This is a genomic window from Marivita sp. S6314, from assembly GCF_023015985.1.
In the GTDB taxonomy this organism is placed as follows: domain Bacteria; phylum Pseudomonadota; class Alphaproteobacteria; order Rhodobacterales; family Rhodobacteraceae; genus Marivita.
On sequence record NZ_JALKAO010000001.1, the window covers coordinates 676,330 to 698,484 of the forward strand.

The window sequence follows — 22,155 nt, forward strand, 5'->3', positions numbered from 1 at the left end:
GCAAATTCAAAGCGGCGCACCCGCTCTGAGCGTCAAAACGCCTCTGGCCGTGCCTCGCGCGCCATGTGATCCAGCACCGCATTCACAAAGCTGGGTTCTTTTCCCTCGGGAAAGAACGCGCGTGCCACGTCAACATATTCCGAAATAATCACCTTGGGTGGTGTTTCAGACGCCACCAGTTCCGATCCCGCCGCCCGGAACAGCGCGCGCAGGGTTGGGTCGATCCGCGCGATGGGCCATTTCGCCACCAATCCGCGGTCTGTCATCTGGTCGATCTTCGCCTGATAGTTCACCGCTTCGTTGGTGATCCGGCGAAACAGATCCACATCGCCTTCAACCAGTTCTTCACTGTCGCCCTGCGCCAGCCCGAAACGGTGGTCCAGAAACTCTACGGCGACCTTGTCAACAGATTGGCCCGACTGTTCCATCTGGAACAGCGCCTGCACGGCGTAAAGCCGCGACGCGGACCGCATCTGGCGTTTCTTGTCGATTTTGCTTTTCTTCGCAGAAGAGGTCATGCGATGTCCGGATCCTTCGAGGCGCTGGCGATCTGGTATTCGTCGCCATGCGGCACGAACCCAACACCTTTGCGTTGCGCGCCCCACTTACGGCTGAGCGCAATCAGGTGCAAGGCAGCAGCGGCCGCCCCACCGCCTTTGTTTTGCCCCGCAACCTCGGCCCGCGCCTGCGCCTGCGCCATGTTCTCGACCGTCAGGATACCGTTGCCGATGCACAGCCCCTGCAAGCCCAGCAGCGTGATCCCGCGCGAGCTGTCGTTGCAGACGGTTTCGTAATGCGTCGTCTCGCCCCGGATCACACAGCCCAGCGCGACATAGCCATCGAAACTCGACAGACGTTCCGCGATGCCGATGGCGGTGGGCACTTCCAACGCACCGGGCACTTCGATCAGGTCATGGGTGCCACCACAGGCTTCGATTTCGGCCCGCGCCCCGGCGATCATCTGGTCCGCGATATCCTTGTAATAGGGCGCCACCACGATCAGGATTTTGACCGGCTTGTCAAAGCTGGGCCGGTCAAGTGTGTAATGTTCAATCGCTGCCGCCATCAGCCCAGCTCCGAAATTTTCTGCGTGCCGACGATTTCCAACCCGTAGGCATCCAACCCAACAACCTTGGGCGTCGGTGAGTTTGTCAGCAATGTCAGCTTCGACAACCCAAGCGACGACAGGATCTGCGCCCCAAGCCCGTATTGCCGCAGCGTCTTGGGGGACACGTCATCGCCGGTGTCCAGCTTCATCGAGGTGTCCCGCAAAAGCACAACCACGCCGCGCCCGGCCTCACCCACCACCTGCATCGCATGCTGAAACTCATGTGCTCGCCCGTTCGGGCCGGTGCCCACTACGTCCAGCATCGGATCCAGCGCGTGCATCCGCACCAGCACAGGGTCGTCGCCGGACAAATCGCCCTTGGTCAGAACGATATGCTCATCGCCGTGGGTTTCGTCGGTGTAGATGCGCATGTCCCATTCGCCGCCGAACTCCGACCGGATGGTTTCCTGCTGGCGCACCCGCACAAGGTTGTCGTTGCGACGGCGATAGGCGATCAGATCGCTGATCGTGCCGATCTTCAGACCGTGCAATTGCGCAAAAGCCACAAGCTCGGGCAGCCGCGACATAGAGCCGTCTTCGTTCATGATCTCGCAAATCACACCCGCCGGGTTCAGACCCGCCAAGCGGCTCACATCCACAGCGGCTTCGGTGTGACCGGCCCGCACGAGAACACCGCCATTCTTGGCGCGCAGCGGAAAGACGTGGCCCGGCGTCGCAATGTCCTGCGCGCCCTTGGTGCCGTCAATCGCCACGGCAACGGTCCGCGCGCGATCTGCCGCAGAAATCCCCGTGGTCACCCCTTCGCGTGCTTCGATCGAAATGGTGAACGCGGTTTCATGCCGGGACGAATTGTTCGTCGACATCAGCTCCAGCCCCAGCTCCTCGATCCGCGACGACGTCATCGCAAGGCAGATCAACCCGCGCCCGTGCTTGGCCATGAAGTTGATCGCATCGGGTGTCGCCCATTGCGCCGGGATCACCAGATCGCCTTCGTTTTCACGATCTTCGTGGTCCACAAGGATGAACATCTTGCCGTTGCGCGCGTTTTCGATGATTTCTTCCACCGAAGAAATCGCATCGCGCCAGTTTTCCTCGACCGGACCGGGGTTTTCAAATGTCGTCACGCGGGGACCTCCGTCTTTTCAGGGTCGCACTTAAATCACCCAACGCAGCTTGACCAGCGCAACGTCGCGCGGATGCACGTCAATCGGGGGGACACGTCCCCGTCAGTCAAAGATGTCTTCAATCACGTCAAACGCTTCCTCGAAGAACCGTTTGGCCAGGGTTTTACGTTTCTTCTTTTTCCCAGCGCCGGGTTTGCGTTCCCATGCCGGCAAAGGCGTCACGCCCGCCTTGCGCTTTTTCGGCTTGGGCCGGTTCGGGGCGTAATCGCGGCTGGACACCGGCGTCTCCACCGCGTCGGACCGCAGCATCTTCATGTCGTGCAACGGCGCACCACAGGCCGCACAGGACAGTTCGTGCCGCTCTTTCCCGCGCAGAACCAGCGCCGCGCGCGTTCCGCAATAACAGCATGTCGCGATTTTCGTGCCTTGGGGCATAGCGTCTCCTTTGCTCAGGATATTGGCACGCACTGCCCGGATCGCAAGTTCACTGGCGTGTGGCGTAAAGCGCCACCGCTGCGGCATTGGACACGTTCAGCGACCCGAAGGCCCGTTCATACGGGATCTTCACCAAGGCATCGCAGGTATCCTTGGTCTTGGGCCGCAGCCCCGGCCCCTCTGCCCCCAGCACGAGCGCGATGGGCCGGTCCCGGACATCGGCAATCGCGTCTTCCAACGTCTGCTCGGCCTCTCCATCCAGGCCGTAGATCAGATAGCCCAGCGCCCGCAGACGCTCCATCGCGTCCGCCAGGTTGCGTTCGCGCAGGTAAGGCTGGCGTTCGAGTGCGCCCGATGCTGTCTTGGCCAAGGCCCCGGTCTCGGGCGCGGAATGGTGCAACGTGCCCACCACCGCCGACGCGCCGAACACCTCGGCCGAGCGCAGGATCGCGCCGACATTGTGCGGATCGGTCACCCGGTCCAGCAGAAGAATCCGTGGAACCCCCTCGCCTTCGCTGACGGCGATGTCTTCCAGCCGCCCCCAGTTCAGCGGCTTGACCTCAAGCGCGGCCCCCTGGTGGACCGATTGCGGATCAATCGGGGCGGCGAATTTGCGCGGATCGCTCATTTCGGGTTCGATCCCCGCTTCGGCAATCGCATCGGCCAGCTTGTCCATCGCGTTGCGTGTGACCACCAGACGCAACCGTTCGCGTTTCGGGTTCATCAGGGCATCGCGAACCGCGTGCAGGCCAAACAGCCACACGGTTTCCGCCGCAGCCGCTTTTCTGGACTGCTCCTTGGCCACCACCCATTTCGGTTTTTTGGCCATATCAGCCCCCTTAATTCCGCTGCGAAAATCGCTCTGCGCTTGATGGGATTTTCCTGTTGACGCCGCAAGGGGGCAATTGTAATCACCCGCTCACGCCAAGGGCCGGGCCTTTGACGTCAGTGGGCGACAGGCCGCAAGGTGTGGCAGGGGACTGTAACTCCCTCGCGGAGACGCACGCTAGGTTCGATTCCTAGGTCGCCCACCACTTTCACAAAATCACCGGACACCTGTTTGACTTCGTCACCCTGCTTGCCTCTTTATGTCGGCATGACTGATGTTGCTTCGCTTCGAACCCACGCCCGGCAGCTTTTTGACGCCGCCGTCACAGCGGCCGACCCGGCTGTTGCCGTAAACCGTGGGTTTCAGATTGCCCCACCGCCACCTGCGGCCCCCGACGGGCGGACCATCGTGATCGCCATCGGCAAGGCCGCGCCTGCCATGCTGCGCGCGGCGCTAAATGCGCTTCACGATGTTGGCGCGTCACTGGCGGTCACACATCACGAAAACGCCGAATCCCTTCCCGGTGTCGATGTCCTGCGTGCAGGCCACCCGGTGCCCGATGACGCAGGCGCACGGGCGGCGAAACGGGTCATGGCGCTGCTGTCGGACGCAAAAGAGGGCGACCGGGTGATTGCGCTGATCTCGGGCGGAGGGTCCGCGCTGTTGCCCGCCCCGCCAGGCGGGGTCAGCCTGTCGGACAAGGCGCGGCTGAATGACCTGCTGCTGTCTGCCGGGCTGGACATCGTGCAGATGAACCTGATTCGCCAGCAAGTCAGCCTTCTCAAAGGCGGCGGCTTCCTGCGCTTTGCCGCACCGGCCCGCGTTCACGCCTATCTGTTGTCCGACGTGATCGGTGACGACCTGCGCGCCATTGCCTCTGGCCCCACCGTCAGCCCGATTGGCACAGCCACCGAGGCGATTGACCTGCTGACCACATCGGGGCTTTGGTCCATGTGCCCCGCCTCGATTCAAACCCATCTTGAGCAGGCGGCAAAGCACCCTGCTGCTCCGCTCCCTGACGCGACAAATACGCTGGTTGGATCGAACCGCCTGTCGCTTGAGGCAATGACAGACAAGGCACAAGCGCTTGGTCTTGAAGCAGAAATCGTCAGTGACGCGCTGGTCGGAGATGTTGGCGATGCCGCGCAACAGGTGCTGCGGGCGTTCACATCCGTGACCGCACCGACGGCCCTTTTGTTTGGCGGCGAGACCACGGTGAAACTCACCGGTACCGGACGCGGCGGGCGCAATCAAGAACTGGCCCTGCGGGTGGCCCGCGCGGCAACGGATCAGCCGCAATCCTGGGTGTTCCTGTCAGGTGGCACCGACGGGCGCGATGGCCCGACAGATGCCGCCGGGGGGCTGGTGGACGCGGGAACCATACACCGCGCCAAGGCCAGCGGTGTCGATCTTGAGGCGTTGCTCGCCAACAATGACAGCTACGCAGCGCTTGCGGCGGCGGGCGATCTGTTGATCACCGAAGCCACGGGTACCAATGTGGCGGATGTTCAGGCGCTGCTGATCGCGCCCTGACGGCCTTTGAACTGTTTCAAAGACACACCCGCATCGGCCAGACTTGTCCGGACCGTACGGGCGATCTGTACGGCTGTGGCCCCGTCACCATGCAGACAGATCGTGTCCACCGCCGCCGGGATATGTTTGCCGCTTTCGGTGATGATCGCCCCGGCTTTGACCATGCCGACCATTCGACGCCCCGCCACATCCGCATCATGAATCACCGCACCCGGCAGGCTTCGGTCCACCAGCGTGGCATCGTCGTTATAGGCACGATCCGCAAAGATTTCGCCCGCCCAGGTGCAGCCCAGCGCCTCGACCGCCGATTGCTGCGCGGTGGCGGCCAGCACCATGATGATGATGTCGGGGTCCACCGACAACGCGCCTTCGTAACAGGCCGTCGCCATCGCCTGATCTTCAGACGCCATATTCGCCAACGCGCCGTGCAGTTTGAGATGCCGCACGGTGCCCCCCACCGACGCGGCCATCGCCTGTGCCGCGCCCAGTTGGTAGCGCACCAGATTGCGCAGACTGTCATGGCCCAGCTGCATGCGTCGCCGGCCAAAACCCTGCAGATCGGGAAATCCGGGATGCGCGCCGATCCCGACGTCATTCTTGACCGCAAGCGCCATCGTCTGGGCCATCACGTCCCAATCCCCGGCATGAAAACCACAGGCCACATTGGCCGAGGTGATGACCTGCAGCAAATCGGCATCGGACCCCATCGGCCACGGCCCAAAACTTTCGCCCATATCGGCGTTCAGATCGACATGCATGGTTAAGGCTCCTGTTCTTCGATGTGACCTGCGGTGGCCCCGCTGATCAATTGGTAGCTGAGCAAATCGCGAATCTGCGCCGGGTCGCGGATCAGCGGCGTCACCGCCTTGGGCAACTGCGCCAGATAGGCCTGCATGCGCTCTTGCGCGATCAGCGCATCGGCGCGCGACACCCAGTCAAAGGTGATGCTGCCCCCCGGCGGGGTTTGCACCGCGCGGGACAGATCGGCGGGAATCACCGTGCCGATGCGGGGATATCCCCCGGTGGTCTGGCTTTCGCTCAGCAGCAGGTACGGCGCGCCATCGCCGGTGACCTGAATATCGCCCGGCACGATGGTTTCGGACAGGATATTCAAGCCACCTTTGGCAAAAAACCCATCGCCGTCCGAATTTAACCGGATCCCCATCCGGTTGGCCCGCGCATCGCGGTGAAACGCGGTCTGGCCGAACCGCAGCCGCGTGTCGGCGTCAAACACGTCGGACTGGAAGCTTTCCATAACCCGCAGCACCCCGCCGCTGAAGCGCGGATCAACAGGCAGGGTCAGGCCCACCTCTGTCTTGGCATCCGGACCCACGGGCACATGATCGCCTGCGACAACCGGCTGTCCAACCCCGGCCGCCAGATGCGCCGACTGCGCGCCAAGGCGGGTTTGCGTGGCAAATCCCCCACCCACATGCAGGTATCCGTAACTGCCAGAGGTGACCGCGCCGATCTCAAGCATTGCTCCCTGCGGGAGCATATGAGACGCGTTCCAGGCAAGGGTTTCGCCGTCCAGCGTCACGCGCATCGGTGCCCCCGTCAGGGCAATACGCAGCGGCGCTGTGGCCTCGAACACGCCGCCTGATCCGGGCAATTCCAATGCCGCAGAGGACGGTAACTGGCCCAGCAGCGCCGCCCCTTCGGCCAGCGCCAACCGGTCCGCCGCGCCGCCGCGTGACAGGCCAAAGGCCAGAAACCCGGTGCGGCCCATATCCTGAACCGTGGCCCCCGGCACGATGCGATGCACAATCAGCGCGCGCGTCATCGGATCACCTGTATCTCGGCCCCGCCATCGGGGTCAGAGCGCGCGTTTTCCAGCACGTCACGGTCCACCGGCACAAACTGCACCTCGTCGCCAGGGCGCAGGAAAAACGGATCATCGCTGTCAGGCCGAAACAGCTTTAACGCGGTTTGCCCGACATGCCGCCACCCCGTGGGATTGGTGACCGAAAACAGCACCAATTGCCGGATCGCCAGCACCAACGCGCCTTCGGGCACCGCTTGGGTCAGGTTCGTCTGGCGCGGAATGTTCCACGCCTCGGGCAGCAGGCCCAGATAGGGCTGGCCCGGTGCAAAGCCGATGGTCTGCACCCGCACCCGCGCCTCGGACAGGTCCTTAAGCGCGTCGTCCCGGCTGCGCCCCGCCGCAGCAGCGGACTCGTCAAATTGCGGGGCCAGATCGCCGCCATAGACCGTCGGCACGCGAATGAATCGGCGCCCCTGGGGCAGCGGCGCGGCGTGCCAGTCCTGCTCTTGCAAAAGATCGGTGAGCGCGCGCGTGACCGCATCCAGCGACACGCCCAGCGGATCAAAGCGCACAAAGACCGACACAAGCGACGGCGCGCATTCCTCGATCCCGGCGATGCCTGCGCGGTCCACCGCTGCGGAAAAGGCCAGCGCCGCGCGATTGGCGGGTTCGCTCAGGCCATCACCAAACGTCACCAGAACCCCGCCCAGCCCGGCGGGTCGGATCAGGGGATCAAACGGTTTGGAAAGGGCGTCATCCATGCCCCAAGGCCTACCACGCGTATCGCCCGAGGCAAGATGCTAGTGCAGCTTGTCTTCGGGGGGTTGCGCGGCCTCTGCGGCCTCCAATGCCGCTTCGATGTCGTCCGGATCTTCGGACGGCACCGCGTAGTGGCCGGTCAGCCAGCGGCCCAGATCCACATCGGCGCAGCGTTTGGAACAAAACGGCCGCACCTCGGGGCGCGTGTCTTTTCCACAAATCGGGCAGCTCATGTCAGCACCATGCTCATAGGCAACCTGTCACGTTTGCGTTGCAGTTCAATATGCCCCAGCGGGGTCCATCCAACAAACACCGTTTCGACGCTGTCGCGCTTCAACGCCGCCCGCAGCGCGCTTTCGATCTGACGCCGGTCTTTCTTGGCCGACGGGGCCGGATCAATCACGATCTGGCCGCCCAACCCGCGCAACCGAAGCTGGCGCGGCAGGTCTTTGACCGAGGCCAGATTCGCCTTCAACCCAGCCGCCGGGCTGGTGTCCCCACCGGTGTTCACGTCCACCGCCACCAAGGCGCGGGTCGGTTCAATCGCCATCGACGCAGGCCCGCCAAGAGGCACATCGCGCGATGTCAGCTGGTCCACCGCGTCCAGAACGCCATGGCGCTCGAAACTGCCATCGATGTTGTCGATCTCGGCTTTGTCCGTCCATTCGCGCCACGCCAGCAGGTGCGGCCCATCACCTTCGATCAACAGCTCTGCATCGCCGTCTTTGTCGGCCATCACCTGCGTCGCAAGATCGGCCATCGCGGCAATGTCATCGGCGATTTCGTCCGCGTCCGACCCTTCGCAGGACGACCGCAGGATCAGGCCAAACTGGCCTGCATCCATGATCTCGTGTGCAACGGCCAAAAGCGCTTCGCGCGCGTCGTCATCCTTGATCCGGCGGGACACGTTGATGCCCGGCGCATCGGGCGTCACGATGGCGTAGCGGCTTTTGAACAGCACTTTCGCCGTGACCGGAATGGCCTTGCCCGGTTCCGCATATCCGGTGACCTGCACCAACAGCGGCTGCCCCGGGGACAGGCCCTTGACCTGCCGGACAAACGCGGTGCCATCAGGCGTGCGCAGGAACATGCCGCCCTGCCCTTTCATCGGGCGTTCGACAATCGCGCGATAGATTGTGCCCGGTGCCGGCAGGTCGGTCGCCACAAAGAAATCCTGCAGCAGCCCGTCCACCATCAGCGCCGCGGCTTCGCGGTTGCCGATATGGTCGAGTGCAATCGTCGTGCCCTTCATGTTCGACCCTCATAGAGCGGGTATCCCGCCGCCACCAAAAGCTGCGCGGTCTCGGCCAGTGGCAGGCCGACAACCGCGCTGAAACTGCCGCTGATCCATGGCACAAACGCGCCTGCCGGTCCCTGGATGGCATACCCGCCTGCTTTGCCCTGCCAGTCGTTGCTGGCCAGATAGGCGTTCACTTCGGCGTCGCTCAGGGATTTCATCTTTACCTGTGTGACCACGTCGCGTTCCCACAGGCGGTCGCCGCGCCGGACAGCAATCGCCGTCACCACGCGGTGTCGCCGCCCCGACAGGGCATACAGAAACTGCGCCGCTTGTGCCGCATCTTCGGGTTTGCCCAGAATCCTGCGCCCCAGCGCAACTGTCGTGTCGGCAGACAGGACAATTTCATCCGGCCCAGCCGGGATGGCCATGGCCTTTTCACGCGCCAGCCGCACGCAATAGGGGCGCGGCAATTCACGCGGCCGCGGGTCTTCGTTGATGTCGGGCGGGCGAATATCGTCCGCCTCGACCCCGATCTGCGCCAACAGCTCGCGCCGCCGGGGGCTGCCGGACCCAAGCACGAGCTTCATGGAACGCTTACTTGAAGCGATAGTTGATCCGACCCTTGGTCAGATCATACGGCGTCATTTCAACCTGAACCTTGTCGCCTGCCAGAACCCGGATGCGGTTCTTGCGCATTTTGCCTGCCGTGTGCGCGATGATCTCATGGCCGTTTTCCAGCTCGACCCGAAACGTCGCGTTAGGCAGGAGTTCCTTAACGACACCGGGAAATTCGAGCGTATCTTCCTTGGCCATGGTTTCTCCTTTGTTCATCGTCCCGTCAAACTTCGGGACGCGCCACTAAATGGGGGCAATCGTGCCAATTATCAAGGGCAATTCAGCCCAGATGCTGCGTTGCGACAATACCGTCACGTCCCTCTTGGTCGCTCCAATGGCGCCGGTTCAGCACGACACCGTCGGCGCGCACATGGGCAATGCTGGCCAGATCAACCTCGGCATAGGTCCATCCGGGTGCGTTGAGCGTGCCTTCGGCCAGAACCCCCGTGGCCGGGAATCCGGTGTCGGGCGGGCCAAAAACCCCGCCCATTCCGGTGTTTTCATCCACCGCCTGCGACCAATCACAAGCCCCAACCGTTGACGACATGACCGTCACACACTGGTTTTCCAACGCCCGCGCCATGGCTCCGATGCGCACCCGCGAATAGCCGGTCAGGGCTTCGGTGCAGGACGGCACCAGAATCAGGTCCGCCTCGGCCACCGCGCGGGCCAACAGCGGGAATTCGCTGTCATAACAGATCAGAATCGCGATCTTGCCCAGGGCCGTGTCGAAGATCTTGAGCGGCCCACCCGCCCGCACGCCCCACTCTTCACGCTCGAATCGGGTCATGATCTGCTTGTCCTGATGCCCCCGGCTACCATTGGGTGCAAAAAACCGCGCGCGGTTGACCGGTCGGTCCCCGAATTCGGGATCAAACACCGGGGCTGAAGCCGCAAGAATGTAGACCCCATACTGCGCCGCCAGCCGCGCATGCACATCATCCGCTGCGGGCACGTGTTCGGACACCGCGTGCAAAGACCGCTCCAGATCATACGCGACATCACGCCCGGCAAGCGTGGCCAGCTCCATCGCGCCGTATTCCGGAAACACCAACAATTGCGCGCCGGTCCCGGCCGCCTCCCGAACCCAGCGTTCCAGCGTGTCGGCATAAGCGTCAAAGGACGGCAAAAACGCCATCGGATAAGCGGCGGTTGCGATCTTCATGCGGGATCCTTTTCCAAATGGCGCATCCAGACCTGCAGCGGCTTGGCGGTCTCCTCGGTCTGGTCCACGTCTTTCCAACGGAACTGCGCGACCGCCCCGTCCAACGGTGTGTACCAGCGTTTGCGCCAGAACCCGTGCAGCGATTGGTACTGCTCCGGCTTCAGCGGATGATCGTCAGGCCGCACCACGCTGCAAAACGCCGAATAGCGCGCACCCAGATGCCGGGCATGCGCTTCGCGGGTGTCAAAGAACCGATGCCCAATGCCGTGCCCGCGATACTGGGGCAGCAACACGGATTCGGCACAGTAAAACACGTCGCTCAACGGGATATCTGCCTTGGCAAACGCAGCGCCAAAATCATCGGCGTGATCAGCCATCGGCGTCCCGGTTGACGCACCGACAAGACGCGCACCGTCAAAGGCGCCGACAAGGATCGCATCCTTGCTTTTGCGATAGGTGTCCAGATAGGCCCGCTCGTAGTCGAGATCGCCATCATAAAGATACGGCCAGTCCCGGAACACCGCGATGCGCAAGGCCGCGACATCCTCAAGCGCGACATCCAGCGCCGCCCCGGTCAGCACCTCGACCCGCATCACGAGACCTGTTTGATCCAGTCACTCAGGTTGTAATAGGTCACCACGCGGGTGATCTTGCCATCCCGCATCGAAAAGAACGACCCGGCGGGCAACCGGTACCCCTGCCCCGTCGCCGGCGGCAGGCCCGCGTCACTTTCCAGATAGGTGCCGTTGACCATGAATTCCGCCGCGCCGCGTGTCCCGTCCTCGGCGTCAAAGATCACCAATTCGGTCAATGTCTCGTCATAGCAGCGTGCCATATGCTGGCAAAACGCCTCAAAAGCCTCGCGCCCGATGCGCACGTCGCCTTCGTTTACGTGATGCGCAATATCGTCGGACAGGCAATCCACCATCCCGGCGATATCCTTGCGATTAAAGGCATCAAAATATCGTTCAATCGTTGCACGTGTCATGCGGCTGCTCCCCATTTGTTCCGAAGGCGATCCATCAGTTGGTCCCGTGTCTGCCGATAGGAATTCAGTTTCTGTTCGCGCGTCTCGCCCAGACCCGTCGGATCCATGATCGGCCAGTATTCCACCGACAGATGATAGAACCGCGTCAGATCCAGCGCACGGCGTTGCGATGCGGGCGACAGCGCGACGATCAGGTCAAACCCCGACAGCGCCTCGCCGTTTTCTTCCAACTCGTCAAAGCTGCGCGACCGGTGACGGCTGAGCGCCACATCAATCTCGTCGCAGACCGCAATCGCAAACCCGTCAATCTCAAGGTCGTTTACCACCCCAACCGATTGCACATAGGTTTCAAAGCCATAGAGCTTCTTCATGATGCCTTCGGCCATCGGAGACCGCACCGCGTTATGGTCGCAGCAAAACAGGATCGATTGCGGCAACGCCCCCACGCTTAACCCCCGAAGTGCAGCACGCAGATCAGCGTGAACAGGCGGCGCGCGGTATCATCATCCACCGCGACCTTGCCCTCCAACCGCTCTTGCAGAATGCGCGCGCCTTCGTTGTGAATGCCGCGCCGCGCCATGTCGATGGTTTCGATCTGGCTGGGCGGCAGGGTCTTCACCGCATCGAAATAGGATTTGCAGATCTGGAAATAGTCCTTCACCACCTGCTTGAACGGCGTCAGCGACAAATGAAATTCGGCCGCCTTATCGTGGCTTTGGGTTGTCACATCGAACACCAGCCGTTTGTCACGGATCGACAGGCCCACATTATAGGGGCCCCTTGGCACAGGCCGTCCGTCCCGGTCAGGCAGTTCAAAGGTGTTGTGCTCCATCAGGTCGAACATCGCCACGCGGCGTTCCTGTTCGATCTCGGGCGTTGGCGGCGGCAGGTTGCCGTCATCCAGTTCGATATGGGCAATACGCGTCATAGGCGGTGGTCCTCGTTCTGCGCCCCTCCCTAACGCGCGGTTTCAGATCACGCAATCAGAGCCTAGCTCTCATCGCGCTGTTCGTCGTCTTTGGGCACCAAACCATAGCGCGCGGCAAGTGCCCAGACATGACGCGGCACCATGTTCTTCATTTTGGCAGGATGGGCGCGACGCAGATGCAGGATCGTCTCGATCGCTTTCATCTCGACCCGCGCGCGGGCAAATTCCAACCCGCGCGGCCCGGTGCGCGGCTGCAGCCACGCCACGATGGGCCGCACCCAATCCGGCATCCGGCGCAACGGCAATCCCCCTGCCGCGCGTTCGGTATTGGCCAGAAACCCTGTGACCGCCGCCGCGCGCTTGCCTTTGTCGGTCAGGGCAGAGGTCACCACCCGGTCGCCCAACCGGTCCAACACCGCCGCCCCGCGCGCATTGCGCACGATCAACCATTGATCGCCATCACCACCCATGTAGCCGACGGTGATATCCGCCAACCGGTTGGTGTAATCCACGCAGGTCTTGCAGGTCATCGGAAAGAAATTCTGCGGCAGGTCCGACAGGGGCAGCTTCAGAAACGGCACAAAGCGCGGCGCGCGCCCGTCACTAAAGCGCAGCTCCACCCGGTAATCGGCGCGAAACTCCAGGTAGGACACCGTTTCGGGCTGGTCTTCCAGCAGCCCCAGAAAGGTATGAAAATTCTCGGTTGTGGTGTTGTCCGAACAGGGCGTGCCGATCACCGTGATCTCGTCAAACCCCAGTTCGGCCTCAAGCACCCGCAAGGCATAGATCTGACACGGCACCCCGATCACCGCGATACGCCGCAATCCCATCTCGCGCGCAGGCTCCAGCAGCGCCAGCAAGGGCCCGTAGCCCATGCGCATCCCCCGGCACTGCGCCATCTCGGCCGCGTCCGTGACGATCACCGGCATCGGTTTCCAACGATCCGAAGGGTCCGGCGCCGTGGCAATCACCCCGTCCACCGCCCCTGCCCGCAACAGCTCTGCCGCAAGGGCCGTGGTCAACCCGGTCCATTGCGCCCCCTCTGCTGCTGGCTCAAGCCGCGCACGGTACATGGCATGGGTGACACCAAAAAACGCCTCATCCGCCGCGCCCACCAGCCGCCCGTGGATCCGCTGTTCCAACGTCTCGTAATCCGGCTGAATAAACTGGCAGGCCCGCCCGCAGGCCCGGCCATCGCCTATCCGCGACACGCCACAATCGGTACACAGGCCGGACCGCGGCGCTCCTCCCAGTTCGGGCGCTCTCAGCCCAACGCGTCCGCCATCCATTGTCCGACTCTCCAATCAACCCAATGTGTCAACTTTACTTGACACATTGCCAATTGAACAGCCTGCGCTTCTTCTTTTTAAAAATATGCACACGCAAGGACGCCACAACAGCACGCCCTTGATGGTCCGCGTTGCGACCCCAACCGCGCCAGAAACCAGCGCGCGTCAGCGCACCTTGAGCGTGGCCAGCCCGATCAGCGCCAGGATGAGCGAGATGATCCAGAACCGGATCACGATCTGCGGCTCGGCCCAGCCCTTCTTTTCATAATGGTGATGAATCGGGGCCATCAGGAACACCCTTTTGCCCGTGCGCTTGAAATACAGCACCTGGATAATCACCGACAGCGCTTCGACCACAAACAACCCACCGACAATCGCCAGAACGATCTCGTGTTTGGTGGCCACCGCAATCGCCCCCAACGCGCCGCCCAAAGCCAGAGACCCGGTGTCGCCCATGAACACCGCCGCGGGCGGCGCATTATACCACAGGAACCCCAGCCCGCCGCCGAAGATCCCAGCGGTAAAGATCAGGATCTCGCCGGTTCCCGGCACGTAATGCACATCCAGGTATTCGGTGAAATCGACCCGACCAACGGCATAGGCAATGACGCCCAGCGTGCCCGCCGCGATCATCACCGGCATGATGGCCAACCCATCCAGACCGTCCGTCAGGTTCACCGCATTGGCGGCACCGACGATGACGATCACCGCAAAAGGCACAAAGAGATAGCCCAAGTTCAACAGCGTGTCCTTGAACACCGGGAAGGCCAGCTTGTTGGTCAGCCCTTCGGGATGATACTGCGCGGCCCAGTACCCGGCGAGGGCTGCAATCACAAAACCCAGCAAAAGCCGGACCTTACCGGACACACCTGCGGTGTTTTGCTTGGACACCTTGGCGTAATCATCGGCAAACCCGATCAGCGCAAAGCTCATGGTGACAAAAAGCACCATCCAGACAAACGGATTGTCCAATCGCGCCCAAAGCAGGGTCGAGGTCAGCAACGCGCCGACGATCAGCAATCCCCCCATCGTGGGCGTTCCGGCTTTGGAAAAATGGCCCTCAGGTCCGTCTTCGCGGATCGGCTGGCCCTTGCCCTGTCGCTTGCGCAACACGTTGATCAGCGGACGTCCGAACAGGAACCCGAACAACAGCGCTGTCAGAAACGCGCCCCCTGCCCGAAAGGTGATATAGCGAAAGAGGTTGAAAAAATCGCCCCCGTCCGACAGAGCGGTTAACCAATACAACATATACTCAAGATCCTTCCAGCGCGTCGCGCGGGCCGCCTTCGCCCATATTCCGAATGGCGTCAACCACGCGCGCCAGCCCCATCGACAGCGATCCCTTGACCATCACCACATCCCCGGCATCCAGAAGACGGGGCAATTGCGCCGCCATGTCCTGCGCCGTGTCGCACCACAAACCGCGTTGTGCTTCGGGCAGCGCATCATGCAAATGCCGCATCAGCGGGCCGACACAATGGACAAGGTCCAATTGCTTGGTGGCGTCCAGATCGGCCAACCCGGCATGCAGATCGGGTCCGGTTGGACCCAGCTCTTTCATATCACCCAGCACCGCGATGCGGCGTCCGCGACTGACCCGTCCGATGTCGTGTTGCACCGGTGCTGCCGCCAGAACTGCCAGCGATGCCGCGGTGGATGCCGGGTTGGCGTTATAGGCATCGTCAAACAGGGCCAGCGTCGCGTTCGGGTCCGACCCGTCCAGCGTCACGATGACATGCGCCCCGCGCCCTGCCCCCGGATGCCAGCGCCCGATGGCGGCCAATGACAGCGCGCGGTCCAGATCCAGCACCTCGCACACCGCGAGCACCGCCGCGCCGTTCAGGGCAAAGTGCCGTCCCGGCGCATCGATCTTGTAAAGCAGGCTGGCCGAGGACATCTCGGCTTCGGCCACGCAATGCCCGTCGCCTTCGCGAATCGACGTCACGCGCATGTCGCACGCGTCGGATTCGCCAAAGGAGATGCTGGTCCGCGCCGTCGCGGCGGCTTTGGCCCCAAGGATCGCGCTGGTCGGCAGATCGCCGTTCCAGATCGCGGTGCCGCCCGGTTCCAGCCCGTCAAAGATCGACGCTTTTTCATGCGCGATCCCCTCGATATTCTCGAACGCTTCCAGATGCGCGGGCGCAACGATTGTCACCACCGCCACATGAGGCCGCGCCAGTTTGCTCAGCGGCGCAATCTCGCCGGGATGGTTCATCCCGATCTCGATCACCGCGAAATCCGTCTCTGCAGGCATCCGCGCCAGGGTCAGCGGCACACCCCAATGGTTGTTATAGCTGGCCTCGGCGGCATGCACCGCCCCATGCGCGCCCAGTACGGTGCGCATCATCTCCTTGGTCGAGGTCTTGCCCACCGACCCGGTGATCCCGACCACCTTGGCCCCCGTCCGAGCCCGCGCCGCGCGCCCCAGCGCTTCCAACCCGGCTTGCACATCCTCCACAATCAGCAAGGGCGCGTCGTCCGGCACCCCCTCCGGCACGCGGCTGACGAGGGCCGCCGCCGCCCCGTTTGCCAAGGCCTGCGCCACGAAATCATGCCCGTCGCGTGCGGCTTTCAACGCCACAAACAAATCACCCGGCTGCAAGGTCCGGGTGTCAATCGAAACGCCATCGGCAGTCCAGTCCGTGGTGGATGTCCCACCTGTCGCCGCAACCGCGTCCGCATGTGTCCAAAGCGTCATGCCAGTTTCCCATCCAAGGCCGCGACCGCAACGCTGGCCTGCTCTGCATCATCAAACGGAAACACCGTGTCGCCGACAATCTGTCCGGTCTCGTGGCCCTTGCCGCAGATCAGCAACGCATCGCCCGGTCCCACCGCATCCACGCCGCGCAGGATCGCCTCGGCCCGATCCTCCACTTCGGTGGCCTCGGGCGCGCCTTCCAGCACGGCGGCACGGATCGCGGCCGGGTCCTCGCTGCGCGGATTGTCATCGGTGACAAACACCACATCCGCATGTTCCGCAGCCGCCGCCCCCATCAACGGGCGCTTGCCGGGATCCCGGTCTCCGCCAGCACCCACAATCGCCACAAGCCGTCCCATGACATGCGGGCGCAGCGCCTGACAGGCGGTCGCCACCGCATCCGGGGTATGGGCGTAATCGACGTAAACCGCGCCGCCATTGGTGCGCGTCGCGGCAAGCTGCATCCGCCCGCGCACCGTTTCCAGTTCCGGTAAAACACTGAACACCCGATCCGGTGTCGCGCCGCAGGCGATCACAAGCCCGGCGGCCACCATGACGTTTTCGGCCTGAAACCCGCCCACCAGATTGAGCCGCGTCTGAAAAGTCTCGCCGCCGCATTTGATACGCACGTCCTGCCCGGTGGCGTCGAAGCGCTGGGCCAGCAGCACCATATCGGCGCCTGTGTCGCGGCCCACGGTCATGACCTCTTGCCCACGCGCACGGGCAATCGCCAGCATATCCACGCCGCGCGCATCGTCGATATTGATCACAGCGATCCCGTCTTCCGGCAGAACCCGCGCGAAAAGTCCCGCCTTGGCATCGAAATAGGCCTCAAAACTGTCGTGGTAATCCAGGTGATCCTGCGTGAAATTCGTAAACCCGGCGGCACGCAGATTGACGCCGTCGAGTCGCCGCTGCGCCAGCCCGTGCGACGAAGCCTCCATCGCCGCGTGCTGGATACCCGCCTCTGCCGCGCCCGCAAGTGCCCGGTGCAGGGTGATCGGTTCCGGCGTGGTATGCGCCAAAGGCGCTTCCCAATCGCCTTCGACACCGGTTGTGCCCAGATTGACCGCAGGTTCGCCCAAAAGCTGCCAGATGCGGCGCACGAAGCTGGCGACGCTGGTTTTGCCATTGGTGCCGGTCACCGCGACCATCGTGTCAGGCTGCTGTTCGAACCAAAGTGCCGCCGTAAAGGCCAGCGTCTGGCGCGGGTCCGCCGCGATGACCACGGCCGCCGTGGACGCATCAAGCACATCCTGCGCGATCTGCACGCCCTCTGTGTCGGTCAGAACGGCTGCCGCCCCCATGCGCAGCGCGTATTGAATGAACTCGGCCCCGTGCATGTTGGTGCCCGGCAGGGCCGCAAACAGGTAGCCCTCTTTGACATCGCGGCTGTCGACCGCCAATCCGGTCACAAACGCATCCGCACCGCCCCGTGCGGTCAATCCCAGATCGGCCAGGCTTTTGGCGTCTGCCCCCATGACGCACCCCTTGTTTCGCGGCTCTTGTGACGGATCGGGTCCGTCAGTTCGAGGTGTTGACGATGCCTGTCAGATGCCTTGTTTCGACCTCCGGACGCAAGCCCAGAAGCGGCGCGACGCGGCGGATCATTTCGGCCGCCACTGGAACAGCGGTCCACCCGGCCGTCCGACGCGGTTTCTTGCCACTGGTTTCAACCGGTTCGTCCAGCGTCACGATCAGCACGTATTTCGGGTCGTTGGTGGGAAAGACCGACGCAAAGGTGTTGATGACCTTGTCTTTGTAGTACCCGCCCCCGCGCGCCCTGGGTTTGTCGGCTGTGCCGGTCTTGCCGCCGACATAGTAACCCGGCACCTCGCCAAAACTTGCGGTGCCCTTGGTCACAACTTTGCGCAGCATTTCAACGGATTGCGCGGCGGTGCGTTCGCTCATGACGCGCGGGCCAAGGCGGGGCCCGTCCTGTTTCAACAGCGTCGGCTGCACGTAATGCCCGCCATTGGCCAGCGCGGCATACCCGGCGGCCAGATGCAGCGGGCTCGTGCTGATCCCATGCCCGTAGGAAATCGTCACGGTGGAAATATCCGCCCAGCGCGGCGGCAAAAGCGGCTGTCCGCCCGGCGCTTCGACGATCTCAAGCGGGACCGGTTCAAAAAAGCCAAGGCTCTTGAGAAATTCCTGCTGCCGCGTCTTGCCGATCTGCAACGCCAGCTTGCCGGTGCCCCGGTTCGAACTTTTGACAATGATGTCCGACACCGACAGCGATCCGTAATTCTTGTTCCCAAACTCGCCGATGGAATGACCGTTCACGCGCATGGGCGGCGCTGTGTTGATGATCGTGTTCGGATTGACCAACCCAAGCTCAAGCGCCTGCGCAGACGCAAACACCTTGAAGGTCGAGCCCAGCTCATACACGCCCTGCACCGCGCGGTTGAACAACGGGCTGTCTGATGGTTCTCCTTCTGTCAACGGACGCGGGCGGTCGTTGGGGTCGAAATCCGGCAGCGACGCAATCGAGATCACCTCGCCGGTGTGCACATCCATCAACACGCTTGCCGCGCCCTTGGCGTTCAGCAGCTTCATCCCCCCCAGCAGCACACGCTCTGCCGCCGCCTGAATGGTCAGGTCAATGGACAGCTCCAACGGCGCGCCTTCACGGGCCGGGTCGCGCAGTTCCTTGTCAAAGTACTTTTCGATCCCCGCCGTGCCGATCACTTCGGCAGAATGCACACCCTCGCGGCCAAAGCTGGCCCCGCCCAGGATATGCGATGCAAGCGCACCATTGGGATAAAGACGCATCTCGCGCGGCCCGAAAAGCAGGCCGGGTTCGCCGATATCGTGCACCTGTTGCTTTTGCTCGGGACTGAGTTTCTTGCGCACCCACATGAACTTACGCTTGCCAGTGAAATCTTTGCGCAAACGCTCTTCGTTCAGTTCCGGGAAGATCTTGACCAGTTCCGCCGCCGCCCGAATGGGGTCGATCATCTGCTGCGGATGCGCATAAAGCGAAAACGTCTCCATGTTGGTCGCCATGATGCGACCTTGGCGATCCACGATATCCGCGCGGCTGGCGATGATCGACGCGCCTGTGGATTGCGCGCGTGGCTCTGCCGGTTCAGAGGCGGCCAGCGTGCCCATCCGCGCACCGACGACGCCAAAGGCGCAAAAGAACATGACCGCCATGACCAGCAGCCGCCCTTCGGCCCGCGACCGCGCCTTGTCGCGCATCTGTTCATGCCGGATGCGCAGGTTTTCCTTTTCAATCGCGTCGGGGTTTTCCCCCTTCTGACGCGCCTCAAGAATCCGGGCAAGCGGGCGCAGCGGCGTGCGGATCATGGGTTCGCTCCTGCGCTGGAAATCTCAACCGGCTCGGTGATCGGCAATTCCGGAGGTGTCGGGTAAGCGATCTGGTCCACCCGGCCAAACTGATCGGGCTGCAGCGGCATCAGACCCAACCGTTCGAAATTGATCTCGGCCAGATCGCGCAGCCGGTCGGGACGGTTCAGATAGGCCCATTCGGCCCGGAGCACCGCCAATCGTGCGCGGGCATCGCGGATGTCGGCCCGGATGGCCTGTGCCTCACCCAGCGCCGCCTGTGTCTTGTAATTCTCGTGATAGGCCCAAAACGCCGCGGCGATCACGGCCAGGAAGGTCACAACATACATCAGCGAACGCATCAACGATCCTCCTTCAGTTGGGGCAAAGCGATCTGGCCCGCATCAATCTCACCGGCAGGCGCATCGGTGCGGCGCGCCACGCGCAATTTGGCCGACCGCGCCCGCGGATTGACCGCGACTTCATCGGGGTCCGGGCCAATCGCTTTGCGGCTGACAATGTCAAACGCAGGTGTTTCTGCTTCGATTTCAGGCGCATAGCGGTTCGCACGCCCGGTTTGGCCCGCCCGCGTCTGGATGAAACGCTTGACCATCCGGTCCTCGACCGAATGAAAGCTGACCACCGCCAGCAGACCACCGGGTTTCAATGCCCGCTCCGCCGCCATCAGCCCTTGCATCAGCGCGCCGTATTCGTCGTTCACGGCAATCCGCAACGCCTGAAAGCTGCGCGTCGCGGGGTGGGACTGGTTCGGCTTGGGGCGCGGCAGGCAGGTTTCGATGATGCCCGCCAGCTCCAGCGTCCGCGTGATCGGGCTAACCTTGCGCGCCGCGACAATGGCCTTGGCGATGCGGCGCGAAGCGCGCTCTTCACCGTATGTATACAGAATATCGGCAATATCGAACTCGTCAGCCTCGTTCACGATATCCGCCGCCGACGGCCCGTCCTGCCCCATGCGCATGTCCAGGGGACCATCGCGCATAAAGGAAAAGCCCCGTTCGGCCAGATCCAGCTGCATCGACGACACGCCAAGATCCAGAACCACCCCGTCAACACCCGAGGCGATCTCGTCCATCTCGGCAAAATTGGCCTGATGCAGCTCGATGCGCCCGTCATAATCGGGCAGCCATTTCGCCGCCATCTCATGCGCCAGCGGGTCCCGGTCAATGCCAATGACTTTGTCCGCGCCGGCCTCAATCAGCCCGCGCGCATAACCCCCTGCGCCGAACGTGCCGTCGATCCAGACACCCGATACGGGCGCAACGGCTCTGAGCAAGGGCGCGAGCAGGACAGGAATGTGCGGGTCATGTGAGGGCGAGGCAGCGGCAGCAGACATCGTTTAGCCCCCTGACGGCCCATCAAGGAAGATGAGCGGATCAACATCGTCTGGCAAGTCGTCCAGCCACTCATCCGTGGCGGCCTGCTCTTCGGCCTCAAAGGTCTCGGGTTCCCAGATCTGGAAGGTGTCCCCGGCCCCGATAAAGAACGCCTCGGCCGACAGGCCGATTTTCTGACGCAGCTTGGCGGGCAACACGAGCCGCCCCGTGTCGTCCACGCTGGTCGCGTGTGACTGACCATTGAACAGGCGTTGCAGCATCTTGCGCTCAACCGATCCCCGTGGGAGCGCCTCGATCTTTTCGTCCACCTCTTCGATGGCCTGCATTGTATAACATTCAAGATATTTGCGGCGCTTGTCGCCGTAGACAATGACCAGTTCGGGGTTCAGCCCCTCGGTGTAGTTCGGATCCCCCGCTTCCAGCACACGGCGAAACGAGGCCGGGATGGACACCCGACCTTTGCCATCAACCTTGTGATGGCTTTCACCTCTGAACCTTAGCTTGCGGGTCACTGCCCTACGGGTCCTCTCGTTATCGGATCCGGAAACGGAAACGGCGGGTTGATCTGCTGCCACTGATCAACCCGCCGTCCGAGTCCCGTCTCCGGGAAGTCCAGCTGCGCGCGCCACCTGGGGGGATGTCTGCTCGCCCGCGCGCCGGATCTCTGTGTTTGATGAAAGCGGGTGCCTGTATGAAACCTGCTATTTTTTTATTGTTTGGATACCGCGTTGAGGTCTTGGTGCCTCGCTTGCTGTTCCTGCTCTCATCTCGTGCATTAGGGATGCCATGGGAAAGCATGGGTCGCAACAGTTTTTTATGGGAAAAAGTCACTAAACCTTGTTTCAGAGAAGGCCTTAACACAGCATCTTGTGGGTAAAATGGCGCTTTTTACGGCAGATGATCCACCCCGCTTGCAAATAGCCACAATATCTTGTGCTCCGCGATCAACCTCAGAACGGCCCATAATTTCCCGAAAGCACAAGAAACAAAAGCAGAACATTGTTATGCAGCATCATCCAGACACGCAAAAAACGCTCCGAGTCACCCCGAAACACCCCCGAATCTCCACTTG

At 62.6% G+C, this 22,155-nt stretch carries 26 protein-coding genes and 1 tRNA gene; 2 read left to right on the plus strand and 25 right to left on the minus strand.

Annotated elements, in window-relative coordinates:
- Window positions 1-32 precede the first annotated feature (32 nt).
- The 5 genes from nusB to rlmB all read right to left on the minus strand — a co-directional run bounded on the left by nusB (window position 33) and on the right by rlmB (window position 3,457).
- On the minus strand, window positions 33-518 hold the full coding sequence (gene nusB / locus MWU54_RS03355; protein WP_247080767.1) for a transcription antitermination factor NusB: 486 nt from the start codon (window positions 516-518) through the stop codon (window positions 33-35).
- Window positions 515-1,066, minus strand: coding sequence for a 6,7-dimethyl-8-ribityllumazine synthase (locus tag MWU54_RS03360; RefSeq protein ID WP_247080768.1), 552 nt, complete (start codon window positions 1,064-1,066; stop codon window positions 515-517). The genes nusB and MWU54_RS03360 overlap by 4 nt, the downstream gene beginning before the upstream one ends.
- On the minus strand, window positions 1,066-2,193 hold the full coding sequence (gene ribB / locus MWU54_RS03365) for a 3,4-dihydroxy-2-butanone-4-phosphate synthase (RefSeq protein WP_247080769.1): 1,128 nt from the start codon (window positions 2,191-2,193) through the stop codon (window positions 1,066-1,068). Before ribB ends, MWU54_RS03360 begins: the two co-directional genes overlap by 1 nt.
- A gap of 102 nt (window positions 2,194-2,295) precedes the next feature.
- Window positions 2,296-2,628: a hypothetical protein gene (locus tag MWU54_RS03370; RefSeq protein WP_247080770.1), complete on the minus strand. Its 333-nt coding sequence runs from the start codon at window positions 2,626-2,628 to the stop codon at window positions 2,296-2,298.
- A gap of 49 nt (window positions 2,629-2,677) precedes the next feature.
- Complete coding sequence (gene rlmB / locus MWU54_RS03375) at window positions 2,678-3,457, minus strand: 23S rRNA (guanosine(2251)-2'-O)-methyltransferase RlmB (protein WP_247080772.1); 780 nt, start codon at window positions 3,455-3,457, stop codon at window positions 2,678-2,680.
- Between the two features lie 121 nt (window positions 3,458-3,578).
- On the opposite strand from rlmB, the gene MWU54_RS03380 reads away from it, so the two are divergent.
- Together MWU54_RS03380 and MWU54_RS03385 are read left to right on the plus strand one after the other, a co-directional pair.
- A tRNA-Tyr gene (locus tag MWU54_RS03380) sits at window positions 3,579-3,662 on the plus strand.
- Between the two features lie 62 nt (window positions 3,663-3,724).
- Complete coding sequence (locus tag MWU54_RS03385; RefSeq protein WP_247080773.1) at window positions 3,725-4,990, plus strand: DUF4147 domain-containing protein; 1,266 nt, start codon at window positions 3,725-3,727, stop codon at window positions 4,988-4,990.
- On the opposite strand, the gene MWU54_RS03390 is transcribed toward MWU54_RS03385, so the two are convergent.
- From MWU54_RS03390 to mraZ, 20 genes are all read right to left on the minus strand, one after another.
- On the minus strand, window positions 4,966-5,748 hold the full coding sequence (locus MWU54_RS03390) for a 5-oxoprolinase subunit PxpA (protein ID WP_247080774.1): 783 nt from the start codon (window positions 5,746-5,748) through the stop codon (window positions 4,966-4,968). The genes MWU54_RS03385 and MWU54_RS03390 overlap by 25 nt on opposite strands.
- 2 nt (window positions 5,749-5,750) lie before the next feature.
- The gene (locus tag MWU54_RS03395; RefSeq protein WP_247080775.1) at window positions 5,751-6,773 is read right to left on the minus strand and encodes an urea amidolyase; all 1,023 of its coding nucleotides are present in this window, start codon (window positions 6,771-6,773) and stop codon (window positions 5,751-5,753) included.
- Entirely contained in the window at window positions 6,770-7,516 is a 747-nt protein-coding gene (locus tag MWU54_RS03400) for an allophanate hydrolase subunit 1 (protein ID WP_247080776.1), read from the minus strand. Before MWU54_RS03400 ends, MWU54_RS03395 begins: the two co-directional genes overlap by 4 nt.
- Window positions 7,517-7,555: 39 nt before the next feature.
- Window positions 7,556-7,747: a DNA gyrase inhibitor YacG gene (gene yacG / locus MWU54_RS03405; protein ID WP_247080777.1), complete on the minus strand. Its 192-nt coding sequence runs from the start codon at window positions 7,745-7,747 to the stop codon at window positions 7,556-7,558.
- Window positions 7,744-8,766 carry a ribonuclease E/G gene (locus tag MWU54_RS03410; protein WP_247080778.1) on the minus strand — a complete coding sequence of 341 codons (1,023 nt, stop codon included), beginning with the start codon at window positions 8,764-8,766 and terminating at the stop codon, window positions 7,744-7,746. The genes yacG and MWU54_RS03410 overlap by 4 nt, the downstream gene beginning before the upstream one ends.
- Window positions 8,763-9,341: a Maf family protein gene (locus tag MWU54_RS03415; protein ID WP_247080780.1), complete on the minus strand. Its 579-nt coding sequence runs from the start codon at window positions 9,339-9,341 to the stop codon at window positions 8,763-8,765. The genes MWU54_RS03410 and MWU54_RS03415 overlap by 4 nt, the downstream gene beginning before the upstream one ends.
- Window positions 9,342-9,348: 7 nt before the next feature.
- Window positions 9,349-9,567 carry a translation initiation factor IF-1 gene (infA, locus tag MWU54_RS03420; RefSeq protein WP_005978431.1) on the minus strand — a complete coding sequence of 73 codons (219 nt, stop codon included), beginning with the start codon at window positions 9,565-9,567 and terminating at the stop codon, window positions 9,349-9,351.
- Window positions 9,568-9,649: 82 nt separating this feature from the next.
- Window positions 9,650-10,534, minus strand: coding sequence for a carbon-nitrogen hydrolase family protein (locus tag MWU54_RS03425; protein WP_247080782.1), 885 nt, complete (start codon window positions 10,532-10,534; stop codon window positions 9,650-9,652).
- Window positions 10,531-11,127 (minus strand): GNAT family N-acetyltransferase, encoded by a 597-nt coding sequence (locus MWU54_RS03430; protein WP_247080784.1) that lies wholly within the window; start codon window positions 11,125-11,127, stop codon window positions 10,531-10,533. The genes MWU54_RS03425 and MWU54_RS03430 overlap by 4 nt, the downstream gene beginning before the upstream one ends.
- Window positions 11,127-11,522 (minus strand): ketosteroid isomerase-related protein, encoded by a 396-nt coding sequence (locus MWU54_RS03435; protein ID WP_247080786.1) that lies wholly within the window; start codon window positions 11,520-11,522, stop codon window positions 11,127-11,129. Before MWU54_RS03435 ends, MWU54_RS03430 begins: the two co-directional genes overlap by 1 nt.
- Window positions 11,519-11,968 carry a low molecular weight phosphatase family protein gene (locus MWU54_RS03440; protein ID WP_247080788.1) on the minus strand — a complete coding sequence of 150 codons (450 nt, stop codon included), beginning with the start codon at window positions 11,966-11,968 and terminating at the stop codon, window positions 11,519-11,521. The genes MWU54_RS03435 and MWU54_RS03440 overlap by 4 nt, the downstream gene beginning before the upstream one ends.
- A 2-nt stretch (window positions 11,969-11,970) precedes the next feature.
- On the minus strand, window positions 11,971-12,450 hold the full coding sequence (locus tag MWU54_RS03445; RefSeq protein ID WP_247080790.1) for a UPF0262 family protein: 480 nt from the start codon (window positions 12,448-12,450) through the stop codon (window positions 11,971-11,973).
- Window positions 12,451-12,512: 62 nt separating this feature from the next.
- Window positions 12,513-13,739: a Coenzyme F420 hydrogenase/dehydrogenase, beta subunit C-terminal domain gene (locus MWU54_RS03450; RefSeq protein ID WP_247080791.1), complete on the minus strand. Its 1,227-nt coding sequence runs from the start codon at window positions 13,737-13,739 to the stop codon at window positions 12,513-12,515.
- A 165-nt stretch (window positions 13,740-13,904) separates the two neighbouring features.
- Window positions 13,905-14,987: a phospho-N-acetylmuramoyl-pentapeptide-transferase gene (gene mraY / locus MWU54_RS03455; RefSeq protein ID WP_247080792.1), complete on the minus strand. Its 1,083-nt coding sequence runs from the start codon at window positions 14,985-14,987 to the stop codon at window positions 13,905-13,907.
- A 4-nt stretch (window positions 14,988-14,991) separates the two neighbouring features.
- Window positions 14,992-16,437 carry a UDP-N-acetylmuramoyl-tripeptide--D-alanyl-D-alanine ligase gene (gene murF / locus MWU54_RS03460; RefSeq protein ID WP_247080793.1) on the minus strand — a complete coding sequence of 482 codons (1,446 nt, stop codon included), beginning with the start codon at window positions 16,435-16,437 and terminating at the stop codon, window positions 14,992-14,994.
- A complete protein-coding gene (locus MWU54_RS03465) occupies window positions 16,434-17,918 on the minus strand; it encodes a UDP-N-acetylmuramoyl-L-alanyl-D-glutamate--2,6-diaminopimelate ligase (RefSeq protein WP_247080794.1) in 1,485 nt (494 codons plus the stop codon). The genes murF and MWU54_RS03465 overlap by 4 nt, the downstream gene beginning before the upstream one ends.
- A 43-nt stretch (window positions 17,919-17,961) precedes the next feature.
- Window positions 17,962-19,749, minus strand: a complete 1,788-nt coding sequence (locus MWU54_RS03470; RefSeq protein WP_247080795.1) for a penicillin-binding protein 2 — start codon at window positions 19,747-19,749, stop codon at window positions 17,962-17,964.
- Complete coding sequence (locus MWU54_RS03475) at window positions 19,746-20,090, minus strand: cell division protein FtsL (protein WP_247080796.1); 345 nt, start codon at window positions 20,088-20,090, stop codon at window positions 19,746-19,748. The genes MWU54_RS03470 and MWU54_RS03475 overlap by 4 nt, the downstream gene beginning before the upstream one ends.
- Window positions 20,090-21,082, minus strand: a complete 993-nt coding sequence (gene rsmH / locus MWU54_RS03480; RefSeq protein WP_247080797.1) for a 16S rRNA (cytosine(1402)-N(4))-methyltransferase RsmH — start codon at window positions 21,080-21,082, stop codon at window positions 20,090-20,092. Before rsmH ends, MWU54_RS03475 begins: the two co-directional genes overlap by 1 nt.
- A 3-nt stretch (window positions 21,083-21,085) precedes the next feature.
- Entirely contained in the window at window positions 21,086-21,595 is a 510-nt protein-coding gene (mraZ, locus tag MWU54_RS03485) for a division/cell wall cluster transcriptional repressor MraZ (RefSeq protein WP_247080799.1), read from the minus strand.
- Window positions 21,596-22,155 lie beyond the last annotated feature (560 nt).